18 protein-coding genes and 1 pseudogene are annotated in these 18,600 nt (G+C 73.6%); 6 read left to right on the top strand and 13 right to left on the bottom strand.

All coding sequences use genetic code 11. The annotated features are described in order from the left end of the window. Positions 1–289: 289 nt before the first annotated feature. On the bottom strand, positions 290–487 hold the full coding sequence (locus ABTY40_RS27425) for a hypothetical protein (RefSeq protein ID WP_345288337.1): 198 nt from the start codon (positions 485–487) through the stop codon (positions 290–292). 92 nt (positions 488–579) lie between these two features. On the opposite strand from ABTY40_RS27425, the gene upp reads away from it, so the two are divergent. After that, positions 580–1,215 carry a uracil phosphoribosyltransferase gene (gene upp / locus ABTY40_RS27420; protein WP_309052066.1) on the top strand — a complete coding sequence of 212 codons (636 nt, stop codon included), beginning with the start codon at positions 580–582 and terminating at the stop codon, positions 1,213–1,215. 51 nt (positions 1,216–1,266) lie between these two features. On the opposite strand, the gene ABTY40_RS27415 is transcribed toward upp, so the two are convergent. Both ABTY40_RS27415 and ABTY40_RS27410 read right to left on the bottom strand, forming a co-directional pair. Then, positions 1,267–1,902 carry a LytR C-terminal domain-containing protein gene (locus ABTY40_RS27415; protein ID WP_352061949.1) on the bottom strand — a complete coding sequence of 212 codons (636 nt, stop codon included), beginning with the start codon at positions 1,900–1,902 and terminating at the stop codon, positions 1,267–1,269. Between the two features lie 87 nt (positions 1,903–1,989). Then, positions 1,990–2,286, bottom strand: coding sequence for a type II toxin-antitoxin system VapB family antitoxin (locus tag ABTY40_RS27410; protein ID WP_003999914.1), 297 nt, complete (start codon positions 2,284–2,286; stop codon positions 1,990–1,992). A gap of 97 nt (positions 2,287–2,383) precedes the next feature. On the opposite strand from ABTY40_RS27410, the gene ABTY40_RS27405 reads away from it, so the two are divergent. After that, positions 2,384–4,006, top strand: a complete 1,623-nt coding sequence (locus tag ABTY40_RS27405; protein ID WP_502990690.1) for a helicase HerA-like domain-containing protein — start codon at positions 2,384–2,386, stop codon at positions 4,004–4,006. Between the two features lie 28 nt (positions 4,007–4,034). On the opposite strand, the gene ABTY40_RS27400 is transcribed toward ABTY40_RS27405, so the two are convergent. The 3 genes and pseudogenes from ABTY40_RS27400 to ABTY40_RS27390 all read right to left on the bottom strand — a co-directional run bounded on the left by ABTY40_RS27400 (position 4,035) and on the right by ABTY40_RS27390 (position 7,307). Continuing rightward, positions 4,035–5,588 carry a M28 family metallopeptidase gene (locus ABTY40_RS27400; RefSeq protein ID WP_352061947.1) on the bottom strand — a complete coding sequence of 518 codons (1,554 nt, stop codon included), beginning with the start codon at positions 5,586–5,588 and terminating at the stop codon, positions 4,035–4,037. A 298-nt stretch (positions 5,589–5,886) separates the two neighbouring features. Beyond that, positions 5,887–6,468 (bottom strand): annotated as a pseudogene (locus ABTY40_RS27395) (HhH-GPD-type base excision DNA repair protein); the annotation flags it as partial. A gap of 203 nt (positions 6,469–6,671) precedes the next feature. Then, positions 6,672–7,307 carry a TetR/AcrR family transcriptional regulator gene (locus ABTY40_RS27390; RefSeq protein ID WP_352061946.1) on the bottom strand — a complete coding sequence of 212 codons (636 nt, stop codon included), beginning with the start codon at positions 7,305–7,307 and terminating at the stop codon, positions 6,672–6,674. Between the two features lie 185 nt (positions 7,308–7,492). Between ABTY40_RS27390 and wrbA the strand changes: the two genes are divergently transcribed. Continuing rightward, positions 7,493–8,101, top strand: coding sequence for an NAD(P)H:quinone oxidoreductase (wrbA, locus tag ABTY40_RS27385; protein WP_352061945.1), 609 nt, complete (start codon positions 7,493–7,495; stop codon positions 8,099–8,101). 79 nt (positions 8,102–8,180) lie between these two features. Here wrbA and ABTY40_RS27380 read toward each other — a convergent pair whose 3' ends face one another. Both ABTY40_RS27380 and ABTY40_RS27375 read right to left on the bottom strand, forming a co-directional pair. Then, positions 8,181–8,468: a metal-sensitive transcriptional regulator gene (locus ABTY40_RS27380; RefSeq protein WP_352061944.1), complete on the bottom strand. Its 288-nt coding sequence runs from the start codon at positions 8,466–8,468 to the stop codon at positions 8,181–8,183. 152 nt (positions 8,469–8,620) lie between these two features. Beyond that, positions 8,621–9,343, bottom strand: a complete 723-nt coding sequence (locus ABTY40_RS27375; protein WP_352061943.1) for a TetR/AcrR family transcriptional regulator — start codon at positions 9,341–9,343, stop codon at positions 8,621–8,623. Positions 9,344–9,408: 65 nt separating this feature from the next. Between ABTY40_RS27375 and ABTY40_RS27370 the strand changes: the two genes are divergently transcribed. Continuing rightward, complete coding sequence (locus ABTY40_RS27370) at positions 9,409–10,881, top strand: MFS transporter (RefSeq protein ID WP_352061942.1); 1,473 nt, start codon at positions 9,409–9,411, stop codon at positions 10,879–10,881. 105 nt (positions 10,882–10,986) lie between these two features. On the opposite strand, the gene ABTY40_RS27365 is transcribed toward ABTY40_RS27370, so the two are convergent. Next, positions 10,987–11,403, bottom strand: a complete 417-nt coding sequence (locus tag ABTY40_RS27365; RefSeq protein WP_352061941.1) for a YciI family protein — start codon at positions 11,401–11,403, stop codon at positions 10,987–10,989. Positions 11,404–11,539: 136 nt separating this feature from the next. Between ABTY40_RS27365 and ABTY40_RS27360 the strand changes: the two genes are divergently transcribed. Next, positions 11,540–12,169 (top strand): MarC family protein, encoded by a 630-nt coding sequence (locus tag ABTY40_RS27360; protein WP_352061940.1) that lies wholly within the window; start codon positions 11,540–11,542, stop codon positions 12,167–12,169. A gap of 151 nt (positions 12,170–12,320) precedes the next feature. Here the strand turns inward: ABTY40_RS27360 and ABTY40_RS27355 are convergent, their stop codons facing one another. The 3 genes from ABTY40_RS27355 to ABTY40_RS27345 are packed head-to-tail and all read right to left on the bottom strand — an operon-like array spanning position 12,321 to position 15,342. Continuing rightward, a complete protein-coding gene (locus ABTY40_RS27355) occupies positions 12,321–13,382 on the bottom strand; it encodes an aldo/keto reductase (protein ID WP_352061939.1) in 1,062 nt (353 codons plus the stop codon). Between the two features lie 53 nt (positions 13,383–13,435). After that, positions 13,436–14,320 carry an alpha/beta fold hydrolase gene (locus ABTY40_RS27350; RefSeq protein ID WP_352061938.1) on the bottom strand — a complete coding sequence of 295 codons (885 nt, stop codon included), beginning with the start codon at positions 14,318–14,320 and terminating at the stop codon, positions 13,436–13,438. 35 nt (positions 14,321–14,355) lie between these two features. Next, on the bottom strand, positions 14,356–15,342 hold the full coding sequence (locus ABTY40_RS27345) for an ArsR/SmtB family transcription factor (RefSeq protein WP_352061937.1): 987 nt from the start codon (positions 15,340–15,342) through the stop codon (positions 14,356–14,358). 125 nt (positions 15,343–15,467) lie between these two features. On the opposite strand from ABTY40_RS27345, the gene ABTY40_RS27340 reads away from it, so the two are divergent. Then, positions 15,468–16,679 (top strand): MFS transporter, encoded by a 1,212-nt coding sequence (locus ABTY40_RS27340; RefSeq protein ID WP_352061936.1) that lies wholly within the window; start codon positions 15,468–15,470, stop codon positions 16,677–16,679. A 103-nt stretch (positions 16,680–16,782) separates the two neighbouring features. Here the strand turns inward: ABTY40_RS27340 and ABTY40_RS27335 are convergent. Continuing rightward, the coding region (locus tag ABTY40_RS27335) for an FtsX-like permease family protein (RefSeq protein ID WP_352061935.1) at positions 16,783–18,600 on the bottom strand (1,818 nt) is incomplete at its 5' end.

The raw sequence follows: 18,600 nt of genomic DNA, 5'->3' as shown, positions 1-18,600 counted from the left end.
GGCGGCGCGCTCCTGATGCCCCGCCCAATCGGCATCGTGACAGAAACAAGGGCCGCAGGAGAGGTCTTCGGCTCTTGCGTCGTGCATCAGTCTGAACGACACCGCGATCGGGCGGCGCGCGACCCCGGCGCACGGAGGGGGCGCACAACGGAGGTGCCGCGTACCGGGCGCCGGTACGGAGCGCGCGTACGAGACGGTCGCGTCCGCGCTCGGACCGGGCACGAGACGGTCGCGTCCGCGTCCGGACGGGGGCACGAGACGGTCGCACCCGCGCGGGCACGCGGTGGCCTCACCAGCGGAAGGTCCGCATCCGCATGGCCTGCCGCATCCGGGCCGCGCGGGCGCGGCGGGGCTGGACGCGCTCGCGCAGGGCCTTGGCCTCGTTGAGCTCGCGGAGGAACTGGGCGCGGCGCCTGCGGCGCTCCGCGTCGGTCTCCGGCTCAGGCTTTCCGCGCGCCTGGCCTGCGGTCTCTTCCGGGTCCGGCATCGGCCACACCACCCTGCGACTGGGTCCCTGTGACCCCACCTTCCCCCAGTGGCGCGAGTCGATGCCAGTACGGGGCGGGCTACTGTTGAGTCATGCGTCTCCACGTCGTCGATCACCCGCTGGTCGCCCACAAGCTCACCACCCTGCGCGACAAGCGCACGGACTCCCCGACCTTCCGGCGGCTCGCCGACGAACTGGTCACCCTGCTCGCCTACGAGGCCACCAGGGACGTGCGGACCGAGCAGGTCGACATCGAGACCCCCGTCACGCCCACGACCGGTGTGAAGCTGTCCCACCCGCGCCCGCTGGTGGTGCCGATCCTGCGCGCCGGTCTCGGCATGCTCGACGGCATGGTGCGGCTGCTCCCGACGGCCGAGGTCGGCTTCCTCGGCATGATCCGCAACGAGGAGACGCTGGAGGCGTCGACCTACGCCACGCGGATGCCGGAGGACCTCTCGGGCCGTCAGGTCTACGTCCTGGACCCGATGCTGGCGACCGGCGGCACGCTCGTCGCGGCGATCCAGGAGCTGATCAGGCGCGGGGCCGACGACGTGACGGCGGTCGTGCTGCTCGCCGCCCCCGAGGGCGTCGAGGTCATGGAGCGCGAGCTCGCGGGCACGCCGGTGACGGTGGTGACCGCCTCGGTCGACGAGCGCCTCAACGAGCAGGGCTACATCGTCCCGGGCCTGGGCGACGCGGGCGACCGCATGTACGGCACCGCCGAGTAGGCGGGCCGGGCGGGCCGTGTCCCGCGGGCGGCCCGGGCGTCCGCCCCGCGCTCAGCAGCGGGTGGGCGCCGGCTTCGGCTTGGCGAGGGCCGCCAGGGCAGCGTCCGCCGTCGCCTTCGGGGACAGGTTCTTAAAGGCCGTCCCGATGATCAGGTCGACATCCGCCGTGGCGCGGGTGTCGACCTTCGTCGTGGCGCCCGCGAGCTGCGTGGCCAGGACGGGGAAGATCCCCTTGGTGGCGGTGTTCGCCCCGAGCAGCACCCCGGTGCCCGGCACCTTCTTGTCGTAGGCGGCGGGCGCGTTGCCCACCTTGCCGATCTTGAAGCCCCGCTTCTTCAGCTCGTCGGCGGTCGACTTCGCGAGCCCGCTGCGCGGGGTGGCGTTGTAGACGTTGACCGTGATCTGCGCCGGCCTGGGCAGAGCGGCGGCGGGCGCCGCCGTCGGCTTGGGCGCGGGCTTGCAGTCGGCGCCCTGCTTGCCGGCCGCCGCGCTCCTCGTCCCCTCGTCGCCGCCCGTGAAGACGTCGACGAGCTGGAGCGTGCCCCAGCCGGTGGCACCGAGCACGACGACGGCGGCCGCGGAGGCGAGGACGATCCGGCGCCGGCGGTGGGGGCGGCGCATGCGCGGGTAGACATCCCCCGTGATGCGGTATTTTCCGCCCATTCCGGGGGGAGTGAGCATGCTCATGAGCGCAGCGTAATGCCGCCCGTCGGCGATGCCTACTTGATGATCATGTGATCGCGTCCGGATGGGGGTGAACTGCCCCCGAAAGGGTCAGTCGAGTTCCAGGACGCGGGCGTGCAGCACCTGCCGCTGCTGGAGCGCCGCGCGGACGGCGCGGTGCAGTCCGTCCTCGAGGTAGAGATCGCCCTGCCACTTCACGACGTGCGCGAAGAGGTCGCCGTAGAAGGTGGAGTCCTCGGCGAGCAGCGTCTCCAGGTCCAGCTGGCCCTTGGTGGTCACCAGCTGATCGAGGCGGACCGGGCGCGGGGCGACGTCCGCCCACTGCCGGGTGCTTTCCCGGCCGTGGTCGGGATACGGCCGGCCGTTTCCGATGCGCTTGAAGATCACACGGAAAGCCTACCGGGCGAGCGGCTCCCGGCGCAGCCACGCGGGGGCGGTGGGATGCTGGTGCAAACCATGACATAAGTGAAATCGGGGTCCCGTCATGAGCGTGAGTGAGATCGCCGCCGGATACGCCTTCGACGGGCCGGCCCTCGATCTGGGGGCCCTGCTGTGGGACGGCGCCTGCCATCCGGACGCGCCGGTCCGCGTCCCGCTCGCGGCCCTCAACCGCCACGGTCTGGTCGCCGGCGCCACCGGCACCGGCAAGACGAAGACCCTCCAGCTGATCGCCGAACAGCTCTCGGCACAGGGCGTCCCGGTCTTCCTCGCCGACATCAAGGGGGACGTCTCGGGGATCTCGGAACCCGGCCAGGACGGCGGGAAGGTCCGCGCGCGGGCCGCGGAGGTGGGGCAGACGTGGGAGGCGAAAGGCTTCCCCTGCGTGTTCTACGCGCTCGGCGGCACCGGCCCCGGCATCCCGGTGCGCGCGACCGTCACCGGCTTCGGCCCCCTCCTGCTCTCCAAGGTGCTCCAGCTGAACCGCACACAGGAGCAGTCCCTCGGCCTGATCTTCCACTACGCCGACGCCAAGGGCCTGGAGCTGGTGGACCTCAAGGACCTGCGGGCGGTGGTCGCCTTCCTGGTGTCGGACACGGGGAAGGCCGAGCTGAGGGGGATCGGCGGCCTGTCGACCGTGACGGCCGGGGTGATCCTGCGGTCGATCACCGCCCTCGAGCAGCAGGGCGCCGGGGCGTTCTTCGGGGAGCCGGAGTTCGACACCGGCGAGCTGCTCCGCACGGCGAACGACGGGCGCGGAATCGTCTCGGTCCTGGAACTGCCCGCCGTGCAGGACCGGCCCCAGCTGTTCTCGACCTTCCTGATGTGGCTGCTCGCGGACCTCTTCCACGACCTTCCGGAGGTCGGCGACCCGGAGAGGCCGAAGCTGGTCTTCTTCCTCGACGAGGCGCACCTGCTGTTCAAGGACGCCTCGAAGGCCTTCCTGGAGTCGATCACGCAGACGGTGCGGCTGATCCGCTCGAAGGGGGTCGGGGTCTTCTTCGTGACGCAGACCCCGAAGGACGTGCCGGCGGACGTGCTCGCGCAGCTCGGCAACCGGGTGCAGCACGCGCTGCGGGCCTTCACCCCGGACGACGCCAAGGCCCTGAAGGCGACGGTACGGACCTTCCCGAACTCGCCGTACGACCTGGAGGAGGTGCTGACCGGGCTCGGGACGGGCGAGGCGGTGGTCACCGTCCTGAGTGAGACGGGGGCGCCCACGCCGGTGGCGGCGACCCGGATGCGGGCGCCGGAGTCGCTGATGGGCCCGGTCGCGCCGGACGTCCTCGACGCGGCGGTGAAGGCCTCGCCGCTGTACGGGAGGTACGCGGAGGCGGTGGACCGCGAGTCGGCGTACGAGAAGCTGACCGCCGAGCAGCGGGCGGCGGAGGCGGCGGCCGAGGAGGCGGCCGCCCGGGCCGCGGCCGGTGAGGAACCGGCGGGTCCCGCCGGCCGCCCGGGTGGCGCCGCGCGGCCCGGGGCGCCGGCCCGTCCCGGCGGCACCGCGTCTTCCGGAGGCACGGGAGCGAGGGCCCCGGAGGAGGAGCCCTCGCTCGTCGAGCAGGTCGTCGGCAGCGGGATCTTCAGGTCCCTGGCCCGGTCGGTGGGCACCCAGCTGGGCCGGGAGATCACCCGCTCCCTCTTCGGCACCGCCCGCCGGCGGCGGTGAGGGAGGACCCGGGACCGGGACCGGCGTCCTACTCGGTGACCTCGTGGTGGTCGTCGTGCAGGCCGCCGCCGCTGCCCGCGTCACCCTCGGTCGGGACCGTGACGACCGGCTTGCGCAGGGAGGAGATGTCGTGGGCGTAGGTGCCCACGGCGTTGGCGATGACGTCGATGTTGGCGTCGAAGGCCGTCATGTTGACGTTGCTGAGGTCGTCGCCCGCGGCGTGGTAGTTCACGTCGTACGCGACGCCGGCCTGGCCGCCGAACTTGGCCGCCTGCGCCGGGGTCTTGATGCCCTCGGCGCCGGTGAAGGTGCCGCCGGACGGGATGCCGACCTTGATGAACGGGCCGTAGTCGGAGCGGCCGGTGAAGTCGGTGCCCTCGTGCGGGAGCCCGCGCTTGTCCATGAAGTCGGTGATGTCGCGCTCCAGCTGGGCGGAGCCCACGGGGCCCGCGCCCTCACCGACGTTGTCGGAGTTGTCGCCGTCGTACACGAACAGGCCGTAGTTCGGCGAGGCGATCATGTCGAAGTTGAGGTAGAGCTTGATCTCCTTGCGGTCGAGCTCCGTCAGGTTCTTGACGTAGTGCTCGGAGCCGAGGAGGCCGACCTCCTCCGCGGACCACCAGGCGAAGCGGACCTTGTTGCGGACCTTGTCCTTGGACTCGGCCAGCTCCAGGGCGGCCTGGAGGAGGCCGGCGGAGCCGGAGCCGTTGTCGTTGATGCCGGGGCCGGCGGTGACCGAGTCCAGGTGGGAGCCGAGCATCACGGTGTTGGCGGCGTTGCCGCCCTTCGTCTCCGCGATGACGTTGTTGGTGGAACGCTTCTCCTGGAGCTGGCGGATCTCGAACGAGAGGTCGACCGGGCCCTTGGCCAGGTCGGCGGCGAGCTTCTCGCCCTCGGCCTGGGAGATGCCGCCGGTCGGGATCTTCCCGGCGGCCGGGTCGCCGAGCGTGCCGGAGAGCAGGCCCGCGGTGTTGTTGTAGATGACCGCGCCGACGGCACCGGCCGCGGCGGCGTTCTTCTGCTTGTCGGCGAAGGCGCAGCCGCCGCGCTTGATCAGGGCGATCTTCCCGGTGAAGGTGCCGGAGGCGAAGTCGCCCGGCTCGCAGCCCGAGGTGCCGTCGGCGTCGACGGGGGCGGCGGCCAGACCGGCCGCGATGCCGCCGACCGGCGTGGACTTGGTGTACGTCATCGCCTTGATGTCGAGCGCGCGGGGCGCCGCGCCGAGGACGGAGGCCTTCTCGGCCAGCGTCTCGGTGTAGACGAAGTCGAACTTCTCGTACGAGACGAGGTAACCGGCCTTCTTCAGCTGCTGGTACACGTACGCGGCCGAGGCGTCGTGTCCGAGCGAGCCGGCCGCGCGGTGGCCGCCGGCCGAGTCGGCTATCGCCTGGAACTTCTGCAGGTGCTTGTACGCACCCTGCGCGGAGGTCTCCCGGACCAGCTTCTTCGCCAGCTTCGCGGCGTCGCGGGCCGGGGCGGCCGCCGGGTCCTGGCCGGCGGTGGCCGGCGAGGCAAGGACCAGGGGGGTGGCGAGGGCGGCGGCGGCCAGAATGGCGGCGGCTCGACGCTGGGTTGCGTTCACAGAAGTCCTTCCCGATACGGACGCGGTAGAGGGGAAGTTAGCGATCTGGGGGGCGCTCTGTGAACAGGTCCTTCGCAATTCCTGTCAGGATGAGCAGGAATGACACCCGGAATTATCAATTCCCGGTCGTTTTGCCGCTCTTGGCGGCCTTGGCCCCCTTGTCGCTCTTGCTCGTCTTGCCGCGTGAGGTCCCCTTTGCGGTCGTGGTGGTTCCGGCGGTTCCGCTTCCGGTCGTGGTGGTTCCGGTGGCCGTGGTTCCGGCGGTGGTTCCGGCGGCTTCGGTGGTGGTCGTTCCGGCGGCCTTCTCGGCCTTGGCCGCCGCCTTCATCTCCTGCTTGTGGGCCCGGACCTTCGCCAGCGATTCCGGCCCCGTGATGTCGGCGGCCGAGCGGTACGCGCCCTCCTCGCCGTACGCCCCGGCCGCCTCCCGCCACCCGGGGGGCCGCACCCCGTACCGCTTGCCGAGCAGGGCCACGAAGATCTGCGCCTTCTGCTTCCCGAAACCGGGGAGGGCCTGGAGCCGGGCGAGCAGTTCGCGGCCGTCCGGCACGTCCGCCCAGACGGCCTCGGCGTCGCCGCCGTACTCCTCGACCAGGAAGCGGCACAGCTGCTGGATCCGCTGCGCCATGGAGCCCGGGTAGCGGTGCACGGCCGGCTTCCCGGAGAGCAGGGCCGCGAACTCCTCGGGGTCGCGGGCGGCGATGTCGTGCGCGTCGAGGTCGTCGGCGCCGAGCCGGGAGGCGATCGTGTACGGGCCGGAGAACGCCCACTCCATGGGCACCTGCTGGTCGAGCAGCATGCCGACGAGCGCGGCGAGCGGGGAGCGGCCGAGCAGGGCGTCGGCCTCCGGCTGCTGGGCGAGGTGGATCTCGGGGCTCATGCTCCGATCATCCCGCCGGTCCCGCCGGGCCGCCCGGCGGGCTCACCCCTCCGGGACGTGCCGCCCCGCGGGGAGCGGGCCGGGCCGCCGGGTCGTCACCCCTCCGCGAAGCGCGCGAGGGCCGCCAGGACGTGCCGCCGGCCCGCCTCCGTAGGCGGGTGCCCGAGCCCCTCCAGCCGGCGGGGCACGCGCCGCCCCGGTTCTCAGGAGCGGAGGTTCAGCAGGTCGCGGACGCCCGCCTTGAGCCGGTCCGTCGAGAGGTCCTGGTCCACGGTCAGGTGGTGGATCAGGTCCGGTGAGAAGGGGGCGAGGAGGAGGTGGGCGAGGACCTTGCCGTCGGCCCCGGGGCGCAGCTGGGCGAGGAGCAGCGCCACGTGGGTGTGCATGACGCGGTACGCGCCGCCGGTGTACCGGCCGCGCGGCGCGGCGGAGTGCGCGGCGAGGAGGATCTCGCGCTGCTCCCCGACCCGGTCGACGAGGGCGTCGAGGAAGGCGTCGAGGCGTTCGCCGGGCGGGGCGCCGGGTCCGAGCGGTGGCGGGCCGCTCATGAACGCCTCCTGGAACTGGCGCTCGCGGTCGTCGAGGAGCGCCCAGAGCAGCTGGGAGACGTCCCCGAAGCGCCGGTAGACGGTGCCGACACCGATGCCGCTGGCGTGGGCGACCTGGTTCATGGTGACGGCCTCCGGGCCCTTCTCGGCGACGATCCGGGCGGCCGCGTCGAGGATCTTGCGCCGGTTGCGGGCGGCGTCGGCCCGCTCGGGGGCCGGTGCCCCGCGGCTGGGCAGGAGTCCGAGCAGTGGCGCCGGACCGTCCCCGGCCTGCGATTTCCTCGTGCTCATCAGCGTGCTCCCGTCCTCGTGCGCCGCCCCGTTCTCGTACGGAAGGCCCCCCTGGCCTCCCGGTGGGGCCCGGACGCGTCCGGGGTCCCGTTTCGAGCATACCGGCAGCCCTTGCTAAACGGAGCGCTATCCACTTAGCCTCGGATCGTTGAAGCGGAAAGTTATCCGATCGAGGAGAGTCCGTCATGTCCGTCAAGGTCGCCGTCATCTACTACTCGGCCACCGGAGCCGTTCACCAGCTCGCCCAGGCCGTGGCCGAGGGCGCGGAGAAGGCCGGTGCCGAGGTACGTCTGCGCCGGGCCGCCGAACTCGCCCCCGACGCCGCGATCGACGCCAACCCGGCCTGGCGCGCCCACGTCGACGCCACCGGTGACATCGAGGTCGCCACCCTGGACGACGTGGAGTGGGCCGACGCCTACGCCTTCGGCTCCCCGACCCGCTTCGGCAACGTCGCCGCGCAGCTGAAGCAGTTCATCGACACGACGGGCGGCCTGTGGCAGCGGGGCGTCACGGCGGACAAGCCCGCCACCGCCTTCACCAGTGCCCACAACCTGCACGGCGGCAACGAGTCGACCCTGCTCGCGCTCTACAACACCTTCCACCACTGGGGTTCGATCATCGTCTCGCCCGGCTTCACGGACCCCTCCGTGTACGCGGCCGGCGGCAACCCCTACGGCACCGCCCACCCCGGCGCCAACGGCGCCCCGTCCGAGACCGTCCTGCAGGCCGCCCGCTACCAGGGCGAGCGCCTGACCAAGGTCACCAAGTGCCTGAAGGGCCTCGCGGTCGACTGACCGGCCGCGAGACGGAGGACCCCCGGGCGACGCGCGCCTGCGCGTCGCCCGGGGGTCCTCGCGTCCACGGGGGCCGGTGTCACGCCAGGGACAGGAACAGCTTCTCCAGACGGGCCCGCATGACCTCGCGGTCCTCGGGGGACGCGCCGTTCTCCCCGGCGTCGGTCAGGCACTGCTGGAGGCCGGCCGCGATGATCGCGAACCCGGCCCGGTCGAGCGCGCGGGACGCGGCGGCGAGCTGCGTGACGACCTCCTCGCAGTCCCGGCCCTCCTCGATCATCCGGATGACGCCGGAGATCTGGCCCTGTGCCCGGCGGAGCCGGTTCAGGACGGCCTTGAGCTCCGCGCCGGCGAGATCGAGTTCCACAATCCTCCTCCATGGACGCCCCGGAGGGTCGTTCCTCTGCCTGTACGGGGGTCCGTCGCGGTCCCGGTCCCAGGATGTCACCCGCGGCGCCCGCACCCGTCTCCCCGGCCGCCGCTCGCACGGGCCCGCACCCGGTGGTCCCGGCGGCGGCCTCAGACGGTGCCGGGCGCCGCGTACCGGCGCAGGAACATCTCCACCCCGTCGGTGAGGAGCCGCTTACCCAGCTCGTCGCCGAGCTCCGTCCCGTACTGCTCGAAGACCATCTGTGGGAAAACGAGCAGCGAGTAGAGCTGGAGCACCGCCACCTCCAGGTCCGGGATCTCCAGGCGGCCCCGGTCGGCGAGGGCGCGCAGGGCGTCCGCGACGGCCGGGTGGTGACCCGTGGGGCCGTGGGCGCGCCAGGCGCGGCCGAGTTCGGGGAAGCGGTGCAGTTCGGTGGCGACGAGGCTGCGCAGGGCCCGGGCCTCGTCGTCGGCGCGGACGGCCCGTACCCAGGCGCGCCCCGCCTCGGTGAACGCGGCCCGCAGGTCCGCGGCCTCCGCGAGCCCGGCCAGGTCCGGCCCCTCCGGCCCGGTGGTCAGCGGCTCGTCGAGTGCGCCCGCGACGACGGCGGTGAAGAGGGCCTCCTTGCTGCCGAAGTGGTTGTAGACGGTCACCTTGGAGACACCGGCCTCGGCGGCGATGGCATCCATGCCGACGCCGAAGCCCTCCCGCAGGAACAGGTCGCGGGCGGCGCGCACGATGGCCTGCCGCTTGCGGGCGGCGCGGGGGCCGGAGGGGGCAGGCCGGGTGCCGCCCCGGGCGGCCGGCGCCTCGGAGGTGGGCGTGGCATCGGTTCCGGTGGGCGGCGCCCCGGGGGCGGGCTGGGCGGTCATGGGGGCAGCGTACCAACGCAACTGAACTCTTGAGTTCAACTGAACTGATCCGTACGGTTCAGTTCATGACGACCGGACATCCCGCGCCAAGGCCCTCCCCTGCCCACTCCGACCCCCACGCCCCGCCGCCCGGAGCCCCGGCGGCGCACCCGCGTCGCTGGGCCGCCCTCGCGCTGCTCTGCGCCGCGCAGTTCATGCTGATCCTCGACGTCACCGTCGTGAACGTCGCCCTGCCCTCCCTCGCGGCCGACCTCAGCCCCGGGCGTACCGCGCTGACCTGGGTCGTCACCGCGTACACCCTCTGCTTCGGCGGCCTCATGCTGCTCGGCGGCCGCCTCGCCGACGCCTTCGGCGCCCGCCGGATCCTGCTCACCGGCCTGGCCCTCTTCACCGCCGCCTCACTGGCCTGCGGGCTCGCCGGGAACGCCGCCGTCCTGATCGGCGGCCGGACCGCCCAGGGCATCGGCGCGGCCCTGCTCTCGCCCGCCGCCCTCGCCCTGGTCACCACCGGCTTCCACGGGCCGGAGCGGGCCCGCGCGCTCGGCGCGTGGGCCGCCCTCGGCGGTACCGGCTCGGCGGTCGGCGTGCTGCTGGGCGGAGCGCTCACCGCCGGCCCGGGCTGGCCGTGGATCTTCTACGTCAACGTGCCCGTCGGCCTCGCCCTGCTGCTCGCGCTCCCGAGGCTCCTGCCGCCCTCGCCGCGCCGCGCCGGATGCCGGCCGGACGTCCCCGGCGCACTGCTCGTCACCACGGCCACCGGCGCCCTCGTCTACGGCCTCGTTCGGGCGGGCGACTCCGGCTGGGCCTCCCCGGCGACGGTGCTGCCCCTGCTCGGCGCGCTGCTCCTGTACGCGGTCTTCGCCGCCGTCGAACGCGCGAGCCGGGCCCCGCTGATGGACCCCCGGGCGCTCACCCGGCGCCCGGTCGCCGCCGGCTCCCTGCTCATGCTGGTCGCGACCGCGCTCCTGATCTCCTTCTTCTTCCTGGGCTCCCAGCAGCTCCAGCACGTCCACGGCCTGGACGCCCTGCGCACCGGCCTCTTCTTCCTCCCGATCGCCCTCACCACGGCGCTCGGTGCCCACCTCGGCTCCCGCCTGATCGCCACGGCCGGACCGCGCGCCTGCGCCACCGGAGGCATGGCACTCGCCGCCCTCGCCTGCCTGCCCCTCGCCTTCCTCGACCCGGCCGCGGGCGGCGCCGGCCCCTGGACCACCCTGCTGCCCGCCCTCGCGACGGCCTCCCTCGGCCTCGGCGCGGTCTTCGTCACGGCGACCACCACCGCCCTCGGCCTCGTCGCCCCGCACGAGGCGGGTCTCGCCTCCGGCATCGTGAACACCTTCCACGAACTGGGCGGCTCGATCGGCGTCGCCGTCGTCTCCACCCTCGCCCTGGACGCCACGTCCCTGCCCCGCCCGGACGGCTTCACCACCACCCTCACCCTCTGCACCGTGGCCGCCGCGGCCATGGCCCTCACGGCCCCCCTCCTCATCCCGCGCGGCACACCGCACCTGAGGGGCGGGCCGCACGGGATGCACTGAGCGGGGGTGAACGGGTACGGCGGAGGGAGCCGGACCACCGGCCCGCCACCCCTGGTGAGCCTCAGCCAGGACCCGCCGGCCCTCAGTCCCGGATCGGGCCGGCCCTCACTCCTGGCTCGGTCCCGTCTCGTCGACCGGGCGGACGACCACCGGGTACTCCGGGGCCCCGGGCGGCTGGGGGCAGCGGGCGACGCGGGCGGCGATCTCCGTCACGCGGTCGAGGCTCGCGCAGTCCAGGAGCCAGTACCCCGCCAGCACCTCCTTCGTCTCCGCGTACGGCCCGTCCGTGACGACCGGCCGGCCGTCCCCGTCCACCGTCACGAACCGGGTCGTGGACGGGGCGGCGAGCCCCTGGGCGTCGAGCATCTCGCCCGAGGCCGCCAGCTCCTCGTTGATCGCGTTCATGTGGTCGTACATGACCTGGAGCTGTTCCTTGTTCCAGGCGGGGCTCGCCTCCGAACCGCGGCCGGTCATCGCCGCGTAGTCCGCCTCCGAGCCCAACACCATCACCAGGTACTTCATGACGTCCTCCTCCGGACTTCCCAGCAGCTCTCCGCCGCCTTCGCAGGAGAGTCGGAGCGGCGGGCACGTTCTCGACACCGCGCGGGAAGGAGTCGGGAAAGCCGGATAAATCACCCGGGAGCACCATCATGCCGGTGTGAACGCATTCACCTTCTCCGCCGCCTTCATCACCTTCTTCTCCGTCGTCGGCCCCCCGAAGGTGCTCCTCTCCTTCGCCGGCCTCGCGCAGGTCCACCCCGTCCGGCAGCTCCGGGCGATCGCCCTCATCTCCTCGGCCGCCGCCGTCCTCGTCGGCCTGGTCACCGGCATCACCGCGCCCTGGCTGCTCGACCTCTTCCACATCAGCACCCCCGCGCTCCAGCTCGCCGGCGGCGTCATCTTCTTCCTGTACGCCGTCGGCCTCGTCCTCGGGATCCACCTCGGCTCCGAGGGGATCCGGCAGGACGCCCCGGACCTCGTCAGCGGGGTGCGCGAGCTGCTCATGCCGTACGTGGTGAGCCCGCTCGCGATGACGGCGGTCCTCATCGAGGCGGCGGCCCGCGACTCCTTCACCTGGCGCTCGACGGTCGTCGGCGCGTACGTGACCGTCATCGCCCTCGACGTGGTCTGCGTCCTGCTCCTCATCCGGCTCCTGCGCCGCACCCACCACGCCACGATCGAGCTCCTCGGCCGCCTCCTGGGCCTGCTGCTGGCCGCCGTCGGGGTCGACCTGGTCCTCGACGGGCTCTCGGACCTGGGCGTCCCGGAACTGCCCACCCGTCACTAGCGCGCGGACGCCGTCCGGGGCGGGGCGGGCCGGTGACCCGGCGGCCGTCCGTTCGTGGGGCGGCTCCACGGGGCGAGCGAGGGGTCCGCGCTCACGGTGGTCGGCACGGAACAGTTCCCGCCTTCCTGAGCCCTCGCTCGCCGGTACGGCTTCAGGCGTCGGCCGCCGCCCGGTCCCCCAACGGCCGCCGGCGCAGGGCCGGGTCGGTGAGGGCGGCGGGACGCCACACGCCGTCGGGGGCGTACAGGTCGGTCCCCGGCGGCACGATGGCGTCGATCCGGTCCATGGCCTCGTCCGTGAGCAGCACCGGCGCGCCCTTGAGGAGGCCCTCCAGCTGGTCCATGGTGCGCGGCCCGATGATCACCGAGCTCACCGCCGGGTGCGCGGCGGCGAAGGCGATCGCGAGCTCCGGCAGGGTGCAGCCGAGGTCGTCGGCGAGCGCCACGAACTGCTCGACCGCGTCGAGCTTGGCGGCGGTCGTGGGCAGTGCCGGGTCGAAGCGGTGCGGCACGAGCGCGGGCCGCCCGGTGCTGAGGTCGATCGGACGGCCCTTGCGGTACCGGCCGGTGAGGAAACCGGAGGCGAGGGGGCTCCAGGTGAGCACGCCCATCCCGTACCGCTGCGCCACCGGCAGCACGGAGGCCTCCACGCCCCGCGCCAGCAGCGAGTACGGCGGCTGCTCGGTGCGGAAGCGGCGAAGGCCGCGCCGCTCGGCGACGGTGTGCGCCTCCACGATGTCCTCCGCCGGGAAGGTGGAGCAGCCGAACGCCCGGATCTTGCCCTGGGTGACGAGATCACCGAGGACGTCGAGGGTCTCCTCGATGTCGGTCCGGGGGTCGGGCCGGTGGACCTGGTAGAGGTCGATCCATTCGGTGCCGAGCCGCCGCAGGCTGTTCTCGACGGCCTGGGTGATCCAGCGCCGGGACAGCCCGCCCCTGTTGCGGCCCTCGCCCAGGGGGAAGTAGACCTTGGTGGCGAGGACGGTGGCCTCGCGGCGGCGCCGGTCGCGGAGCGCCTTGCCGACGATTTCCTCCGACTCCCCGGCGGAGTACATGTCGGCCGTGTCGACGAAGTTGACGCCCTGGTCGAGGGCGGCGTGAATGATCCGTACGGACTCCTGATGGTCGGGGTTGCCGACCGCCCCGAACATCATGGTGCCGAGGCAGTAGGTGCTGACTTCGATCCCGGTCCCGCCGAGTACCCGATAGCGCATGCGCGCACTCTAGGAATTGGAGTGCGCTCCAGGGCAAGGCCTTTGGCCGGCCGCTACCGTTCCGTGGTCCCGCCCTCCAGAGCTTCGGTGAGGAAACCGGTGACCAGCCGGTGCAGGACGCCGGGCCGCTCCAGGTGGACGTCGTGCCCCGCGCCCGGCACGCTCGCGCCCCGCAGGCGGGGCAGGAGCCGGGCCATCTCCGCGTACTCCTCCGCGCCGACGATGCCGCCCCGGGAGCCCTCCCCGAGGACCGCGAGGACAGGGCAGGTGATCGCCGCCCATTCGTCCCAGAAGGCGCGTCGGGCGTTCTCCGCCACGGACGACACCATGACCTCGGGAGCGAACCGGGGCCACAGCCCGCCGTCCGCCCGCCGCTCCAGGCCGTCCGCCCAGCCTTCCCCCACGGGCCGGTTGCCCCCTCCGAGGTACGCGACGGCCGCCTCGCGTGAGGGGAACGGCACCGGCCAGCCGGCCAGCCACTGCCCGATCACCCCCGGCAGCCCCGGGTCGGCCCGGCCGGGTCCCGCCTCGACGAGGACGAGCGCGGCGACGAGGCCGGGATGGGCGGCCGCCGTGAGCAGCGCGGTGTGCCCGCCCAGCGACTGGCCCGCCAACACCGCCCGCCCGAGGCCGAGTTCCCGTACGACGGCGGCGGCGTCCGCGACGTACGCGGCGCGTGAGGTGTCCGCCGGGCGCCGCTCGCTGTTCCCGTGCCCGCGCTGGTCGAGGGCGACGACCCGGTGCCCGGCCCGCGCCAGCAGGCGCGCGGTGGCGTCCCACTCCCCGCCGTGCCCTGCGAGCCCGTGCAGAAGGAGTACGGGCGGCCGCGTGCCGCCTCCTCCCGCCCCTCCTGGGTGGTGGTCGCGGTACGCGAGCCGTACGCCGTCCCGTACGACGACCCCCTCGGTCGTCCGCGCCGTGTCATCGGTGGCCGTCATGCGGCCATGATGCCCCGGCAAGATCCGGACACGGCCTAAGGGTTGAGGAGTTGGTCGGCGACGGCGGTGCGGGCGTAGAGGACGGAGCGTCCGCTGCGGTGCGCGGTGACCAGGCCCGCGTTGCGCAGGGCGATGAGGTGCTGGGACGTGCCCGCGGCCGAGAGCCCGCAGTGGGCGGCGAGCTGGGTGGTGGAGGCGGGGGTGTCGAGTTCGGTGAGGAGCAGGGTGCGGGACCGGCCGAGGACGGCGGCGACCGCGTCGGTGGCGGCGGCCGGCCGGGGTTCCCACAGGGTGCCGATCCCGCGTGCCGGGTAGGCGAGTTGGGGCGGGTCGGGGTGGACGGAACGGGTCAGGATCCGGGGCCAGGCGAAGACGGAGGGCACGAGCAGCAGCCCGGAGCCGGCCTGGTCGCGGGTGAGCGCGCAGTGCCGCCGTACGAGACGCAGGGTGCCGTCGTCCCACCGTACGGTCTCGTGGAGTTCCCCCAGGACCCGGGCCGAGCCGTGCTCGGCCACCTGCCGGGCCCGGTGGAACACGTCCGCCTCCAGGACCTTCTGGATGCGGGCCCAGTAGGGGGCGAGGGCGAGCTCCCAGTAGGTGTCGATCTCGTCGGTGACCTTCCGCAGGGCCTGCTCGGGCTCCCGGTCGAGCAGCTGGAGCCGGGTGCTGCCGGGCTGTTCCGCGAGGAGTTTGCGCAGGTCGTCGCGGACCTGGGCGGCGGGGGTGCGGCGGATGGCGTCGAGTTCGGAGGAGAGGGTGGGGAACGGGCCGGCGGGCGTGGGGTTGAGGAAGTCGGCCAGATACCCGCCGGCCGGTATCAGGGCGGCCAGCCAGCCCCGGTCGAGTCCGGCCCGCGCGAGCCGGGGCCGCACCTGGGCGGCCCAGCGTCGGTGCGGGGCGACGGTGCCCGGCCCGGCCGCGCCGGTGAGGGCGCGGTAGCTGGTGACGACCTCCCACATGGGCGAGACGGCGAAGCGCGTCTGGGCGAGGTCGGCGGCGGAGAAACTGAGTTCGGATTCCACGGTCTCACCTCGTGAAGGGGTGGGGGCGGACCGGGCGGGCAACGCTTCCCCCGATCCCCGGTGCCCGGATTCGGCCTGAGCTTAATCATTGGAGGGCCCCGGGGGGCGGCGGCCAGTCTTCCCCCATGCCTGCCACTCGGACCACCACCCCCTTCCAGGGCCTCCCGCCCCTCGTCTGGACCGTCTTCGCCGGAACGATCGTCAACCGCCTCGGCTACCTGGTCACCCCCTTCCTCGTCTTCTTCCTCGCGTCCCGGGGCGTGACCGGTGCCGAGACCACCTACGTCCTCGGCGCGCTCGGCGCCGGCAACCTCCTCGGCCCCGCCGTCGGCGGTGTCCTCGCCGACCGGCTCGGCCGCCGGCCCACGATGCTCCTCGGCCTGACCGGCGCGGCGGCGGCGCAGGGCGCCCTGTTCCTCGCGCCGGGCGTGGTGACGATGGCGGTGGCCGCGCTGCTGATCAGCGCGGCCGGCAGCACGGTGTCCCCGGCGGCGTACGCGCTGATGGCCGACGCCGTCGAGGGCGAGCACCGCCGGCGGGCGTACGCGCTCCTCGGCTGGGGCGTCAACATCGGCACGGCGGTCGCGGGCGTCCTCGGCGGCTACCTCGCCGCCCAGGGCTACTGGCTGCTGTTCGCGGTCGACGCCGGTTCGATGCTGCTCTACGCCCTGGTGGTCGCCCTCCGCCTCCCGGAGCCGCCGCGCGCCGCGCCCGCCCCGCAGCAGAAGGACGGCATCGGGTACGGAGTCGTCCTGCGGGACCGCCTCACCCTGCTCCTGCTCCCGCTGCTCGGGGTGCAGCTGTTCGTGTACTCGCTCACCGAGGTCGCCCTGCCGCTAGCTGTCCGCGACAGCGGCCTCTCCCCGGCGGTGTACGGCGCGATGGCGGCCGTCAACGCGGTCCTCGTGGTCGCGCTCCAGCCCTTCGTGACGACCCGGCTGGCCCGCTTCCCGCAGCTGCGGGTGCAGAGCGCGGGCAGCGCGCTGATCGCCGTGGGCGTCGCGCTCACCGGCCTCGCGGACGGGATCGCCGGCTACACCGTGTCGGTCGTCGTCTGGTCCCTGGGCGAGGTCGTGGTCGCCGGCATCGCCGCCGGGATCGTCGCCAACCTGGCCCCGCCACACGCCCGGGGCCGCTACCAGGGCGCCTTCAGCTGGACCTGGGGCGTGGCCCGCTTCGCCGCCCTCAGCCTCGGCGTCACCGTCTACACCCAGCTCGGCCCGGCCGCGCTCTGGTGGACGGCCCTCGTCGCCGGCACGGCCACCGCGGCCGCGCTCCTGTCCCTGAGCGCCCGCATCACCCGCCGTACCGCCGAGGCCCACACCCTCGCGGCCTGAACGGTCCCGCCGGTGCTCCCGTCGCCCACGTCCGCGACGGGAGCACCGGCGTCGCCCCGCGTGCTCCACGGCCCGGTCGGCGTGCGGGGCGCGGCCGTGCCGCTCAGTCCCGCCGGATGTGCTCGGGGTCGACGTGCCGCCGCACCATCGGTACGGAGGCCAGCCCGGCGACCAGCAGCACCCCGAGCGCGCAGGTGAACAGCAGCGGCAGCGCGTCCCAGTCCCAGTGCACGGTGCCGCCCCCGGTGATCAGGTAACTGGATTCGGCCAGCCAGCCGGTGACGAGCGCGGCGCCGAGCCCGACCGCCAACGGCAGCACCACCTGCACCACCTGCACCACCCGCAAGGTCCCGGCCCGGGCGCCCAGCAGGGCCAGCGCCGCCACCTGTCCCCGCCGCTCCATCGCCCGGTCGGCCACGGACACCACGAAGGCGGCGACCCCGATGACGAGCCCCAGCACCATTCCCACGGCGAGCAGACTGCGGATGACGGTGAGCTGCGCGAGGGACTCGACCACGATCCCCACCGGATCGACGGCGGCGGTGGGCGCGACGGCGCCGATGCCGTCGAGCACCTTCCGGACGGTGACGGGATCGGCGCCGCTCACGAGCGTCAGCGCCCCGCCCGCCTCGGCGACGCCCGCCGGGAGGAGCGACGGCGGCACGAGCAGCGCGCCCGACCCGACGACGGACACGCTCCACGGGCGCACGTCGACCCGCTCGCGCGGGACGGTGAACATCGCCTTGCGCCCGTCCTCCAGGGCGAAGGCGTACCGCTCACCCGGCTTCGGGTCGTACGCGAAGGCGGAGTCGGTGTTCCGCAGCTGCATGACCTTCCCGTCGACGCAGCCGGACGCCCGCCGGGTGATCGCGGTGAGCTGCGCGCAGGTGGCGACCACCATCGAGGTCCGCGGCACGTCGCTCCCGTCCAGCGGATCCCAGGACCGGTACGACACCACGTGGTCCACCACGCCCGGCACCCGCTCCAGCGCCCGCCGCTGCGCCGCGTCGATCTGGTCCAGCTCGATCCGGTACTCCTGCAGCGGATCGGTCCGCCGGCTCACCTGGTCCAACTCCACGAGCACCCCCTGCGTGAGGGAGGCCCCGAAGACCAGCAGGACGAGCCCGGTGACCACCCGCAACGAGGCCCCCGGGTCCACCTCGGTCCGCCGCATGGCCAGCGCCAGCGGCAACGACTTCGCTGCCCCCGCCACCCGCTTCGCCAGCCACGCCGTGATCGGCGCCAGACCCCACACGAGCCCGGCACCCGTCAGCAGGACGGCCCCGGGCACGAGCAGCGAACTGGCGGACCCACCCGACGGGTCCCGCCCCATGACACTGAGCACGCAGTACCCGCCGATGACCCCGAGCCCGGGCACCAGCAACAGCGCCCCCGCCTTCCGCGGCGCCCGCCGCTCCCCGGTCCGCCGCACACTGATCGGCGACTTCGCGGCCCGTCGCGCACTGAACCGCCCCACCCCCCACGCCAGCGCCGGACACCCCACCACGCACCACGCGACGGTCTCCCACCCCGGCCGCCCGTCCTCCGGATACCAGTGCAACCCGGGCAACCCGACCCGCGCCATCACCTCATTGACCCCGACATACACCCCGACCCCGACCACGGCCCCCACGAACGCCGCGACCACACTCTCCCCCGCGTTCACCCGCATGGTGTCCCGCGCACTGAGCCCCACCAACCGCAACGCGGCCAACCGCCGCGCCCGCGACTCCCCGGAAAGCCGCGCGCAGACGGACAGGAAGATGACGAGGGGGAGAAGGACGACACAGGCAAGGGTGAAACGGAGGGCGTCGAGGGTGGAGGGTTCGATGACCTCTTGGCTCGAGTACTTGCTCCCGAACGTTCCGAGGGGAACGGCGTCAGGCAAGGCCTTCGCCTCGGTGCCGATGTAGGCGTAGAG

Origin of the sequence: Streptomyces sp. NPDC126503 (genome assembly GCF_040302405.1) — a bacterium.
Taxonomy (GTDB): domain Bacteria; phylum Actinomycetota; class Actinomycetes; order Streptomycetales; family Streptomycetaceae; genus Streptomyces; species Streptomyces gulbargensis.
The sequence above is the reverse complement of the archived record's forward strand: the minus strand, read 5'-3'. Positions and strand labels throughout refer to the sequence as shown.

Coding starts and splice junctions, on each gene's coding strand:
- ABTY40_RS27350 (WP_352061938.1), bottom strand. CDS start 14,320: ATGACGGCCACCGATGACACGGCGCGGACGACCGAGGGGGTCGTCGTA.
- wrbA (WP_352061945.1), top strand. CDS start 7,493: ATGTCCGTCAAGGTCGCCGTCATCTACTACTCGGCCACCGGAGCCGTT.
- ABTY40_RS27370 (WP_352061942.1), top strand. CDS start 9,409: ATGACGACCGGACATCCCGCGCCAAGGCCCTCCCCTGCCCACTCCGAC.
- ABTY40_RS27405 (WP_502990690.1), top strand. CDS start 2,384: ATGAGCGTGAGTGAGATCGCCGCCGGATACGCCTTCGACGGGCCGGCC.
- ABTY40_RS27355 (WP_352061939.1), bottom strand. CDS start 13,382: ATGCGCTATCGGGTACTCGGCGGGACCGGGATCGAAGTCAGCACCTAC.
- ABTY40_RS27425 (WP_345288337.1), bottom strand. CDS start 487: ATGCCGGACCCGGAAGAGACCGCAGGCCAGGCGCGCGGAAAGCCTGAG.
- upp (WP_309052066.1), top strand. CDS start 580: ATGCGTCTCCACGTCGTCGATCACCCGCTGGTCGCCCACAAGCTCACC.
- ABTY40_RS27340 (WP_352061936.1), top strand. CDS start 15,468: ATGCCTGCCACTCGGACCACCACCCCCTTCCAGGGCCTCCCGCCCCTC.
- ABTY40_RS27365 (WP_352061941.1), bottom strand. CDS start 11,403: ATGAAGTACCTGGTGATGGTGTTGGGCTCGGAGGCGGACTACGCGGCG.
- ABTY40_RS27390 (WP_352061946.1), bottom strand. CDS start 7,307: ATGAGCACGAGGAAATCGCAGGCCGGGGACGGTCCGGCGCCACTGCTC.
- ABTY40_RS27375 (WP_352061943.1), bottom strand. CDS start 9,343: ATGACCGCCCAGCCCGCCCCCGGGGCGCCGCCCACCGGAACCGATGCC.
- ABTY40_RS27415 (WP_352061949.1), bottom strand. CDS start 1,902: ATGAGCATGCTCACTCCCCCCGGAATGGGCGGAAAATACCGCATCACG.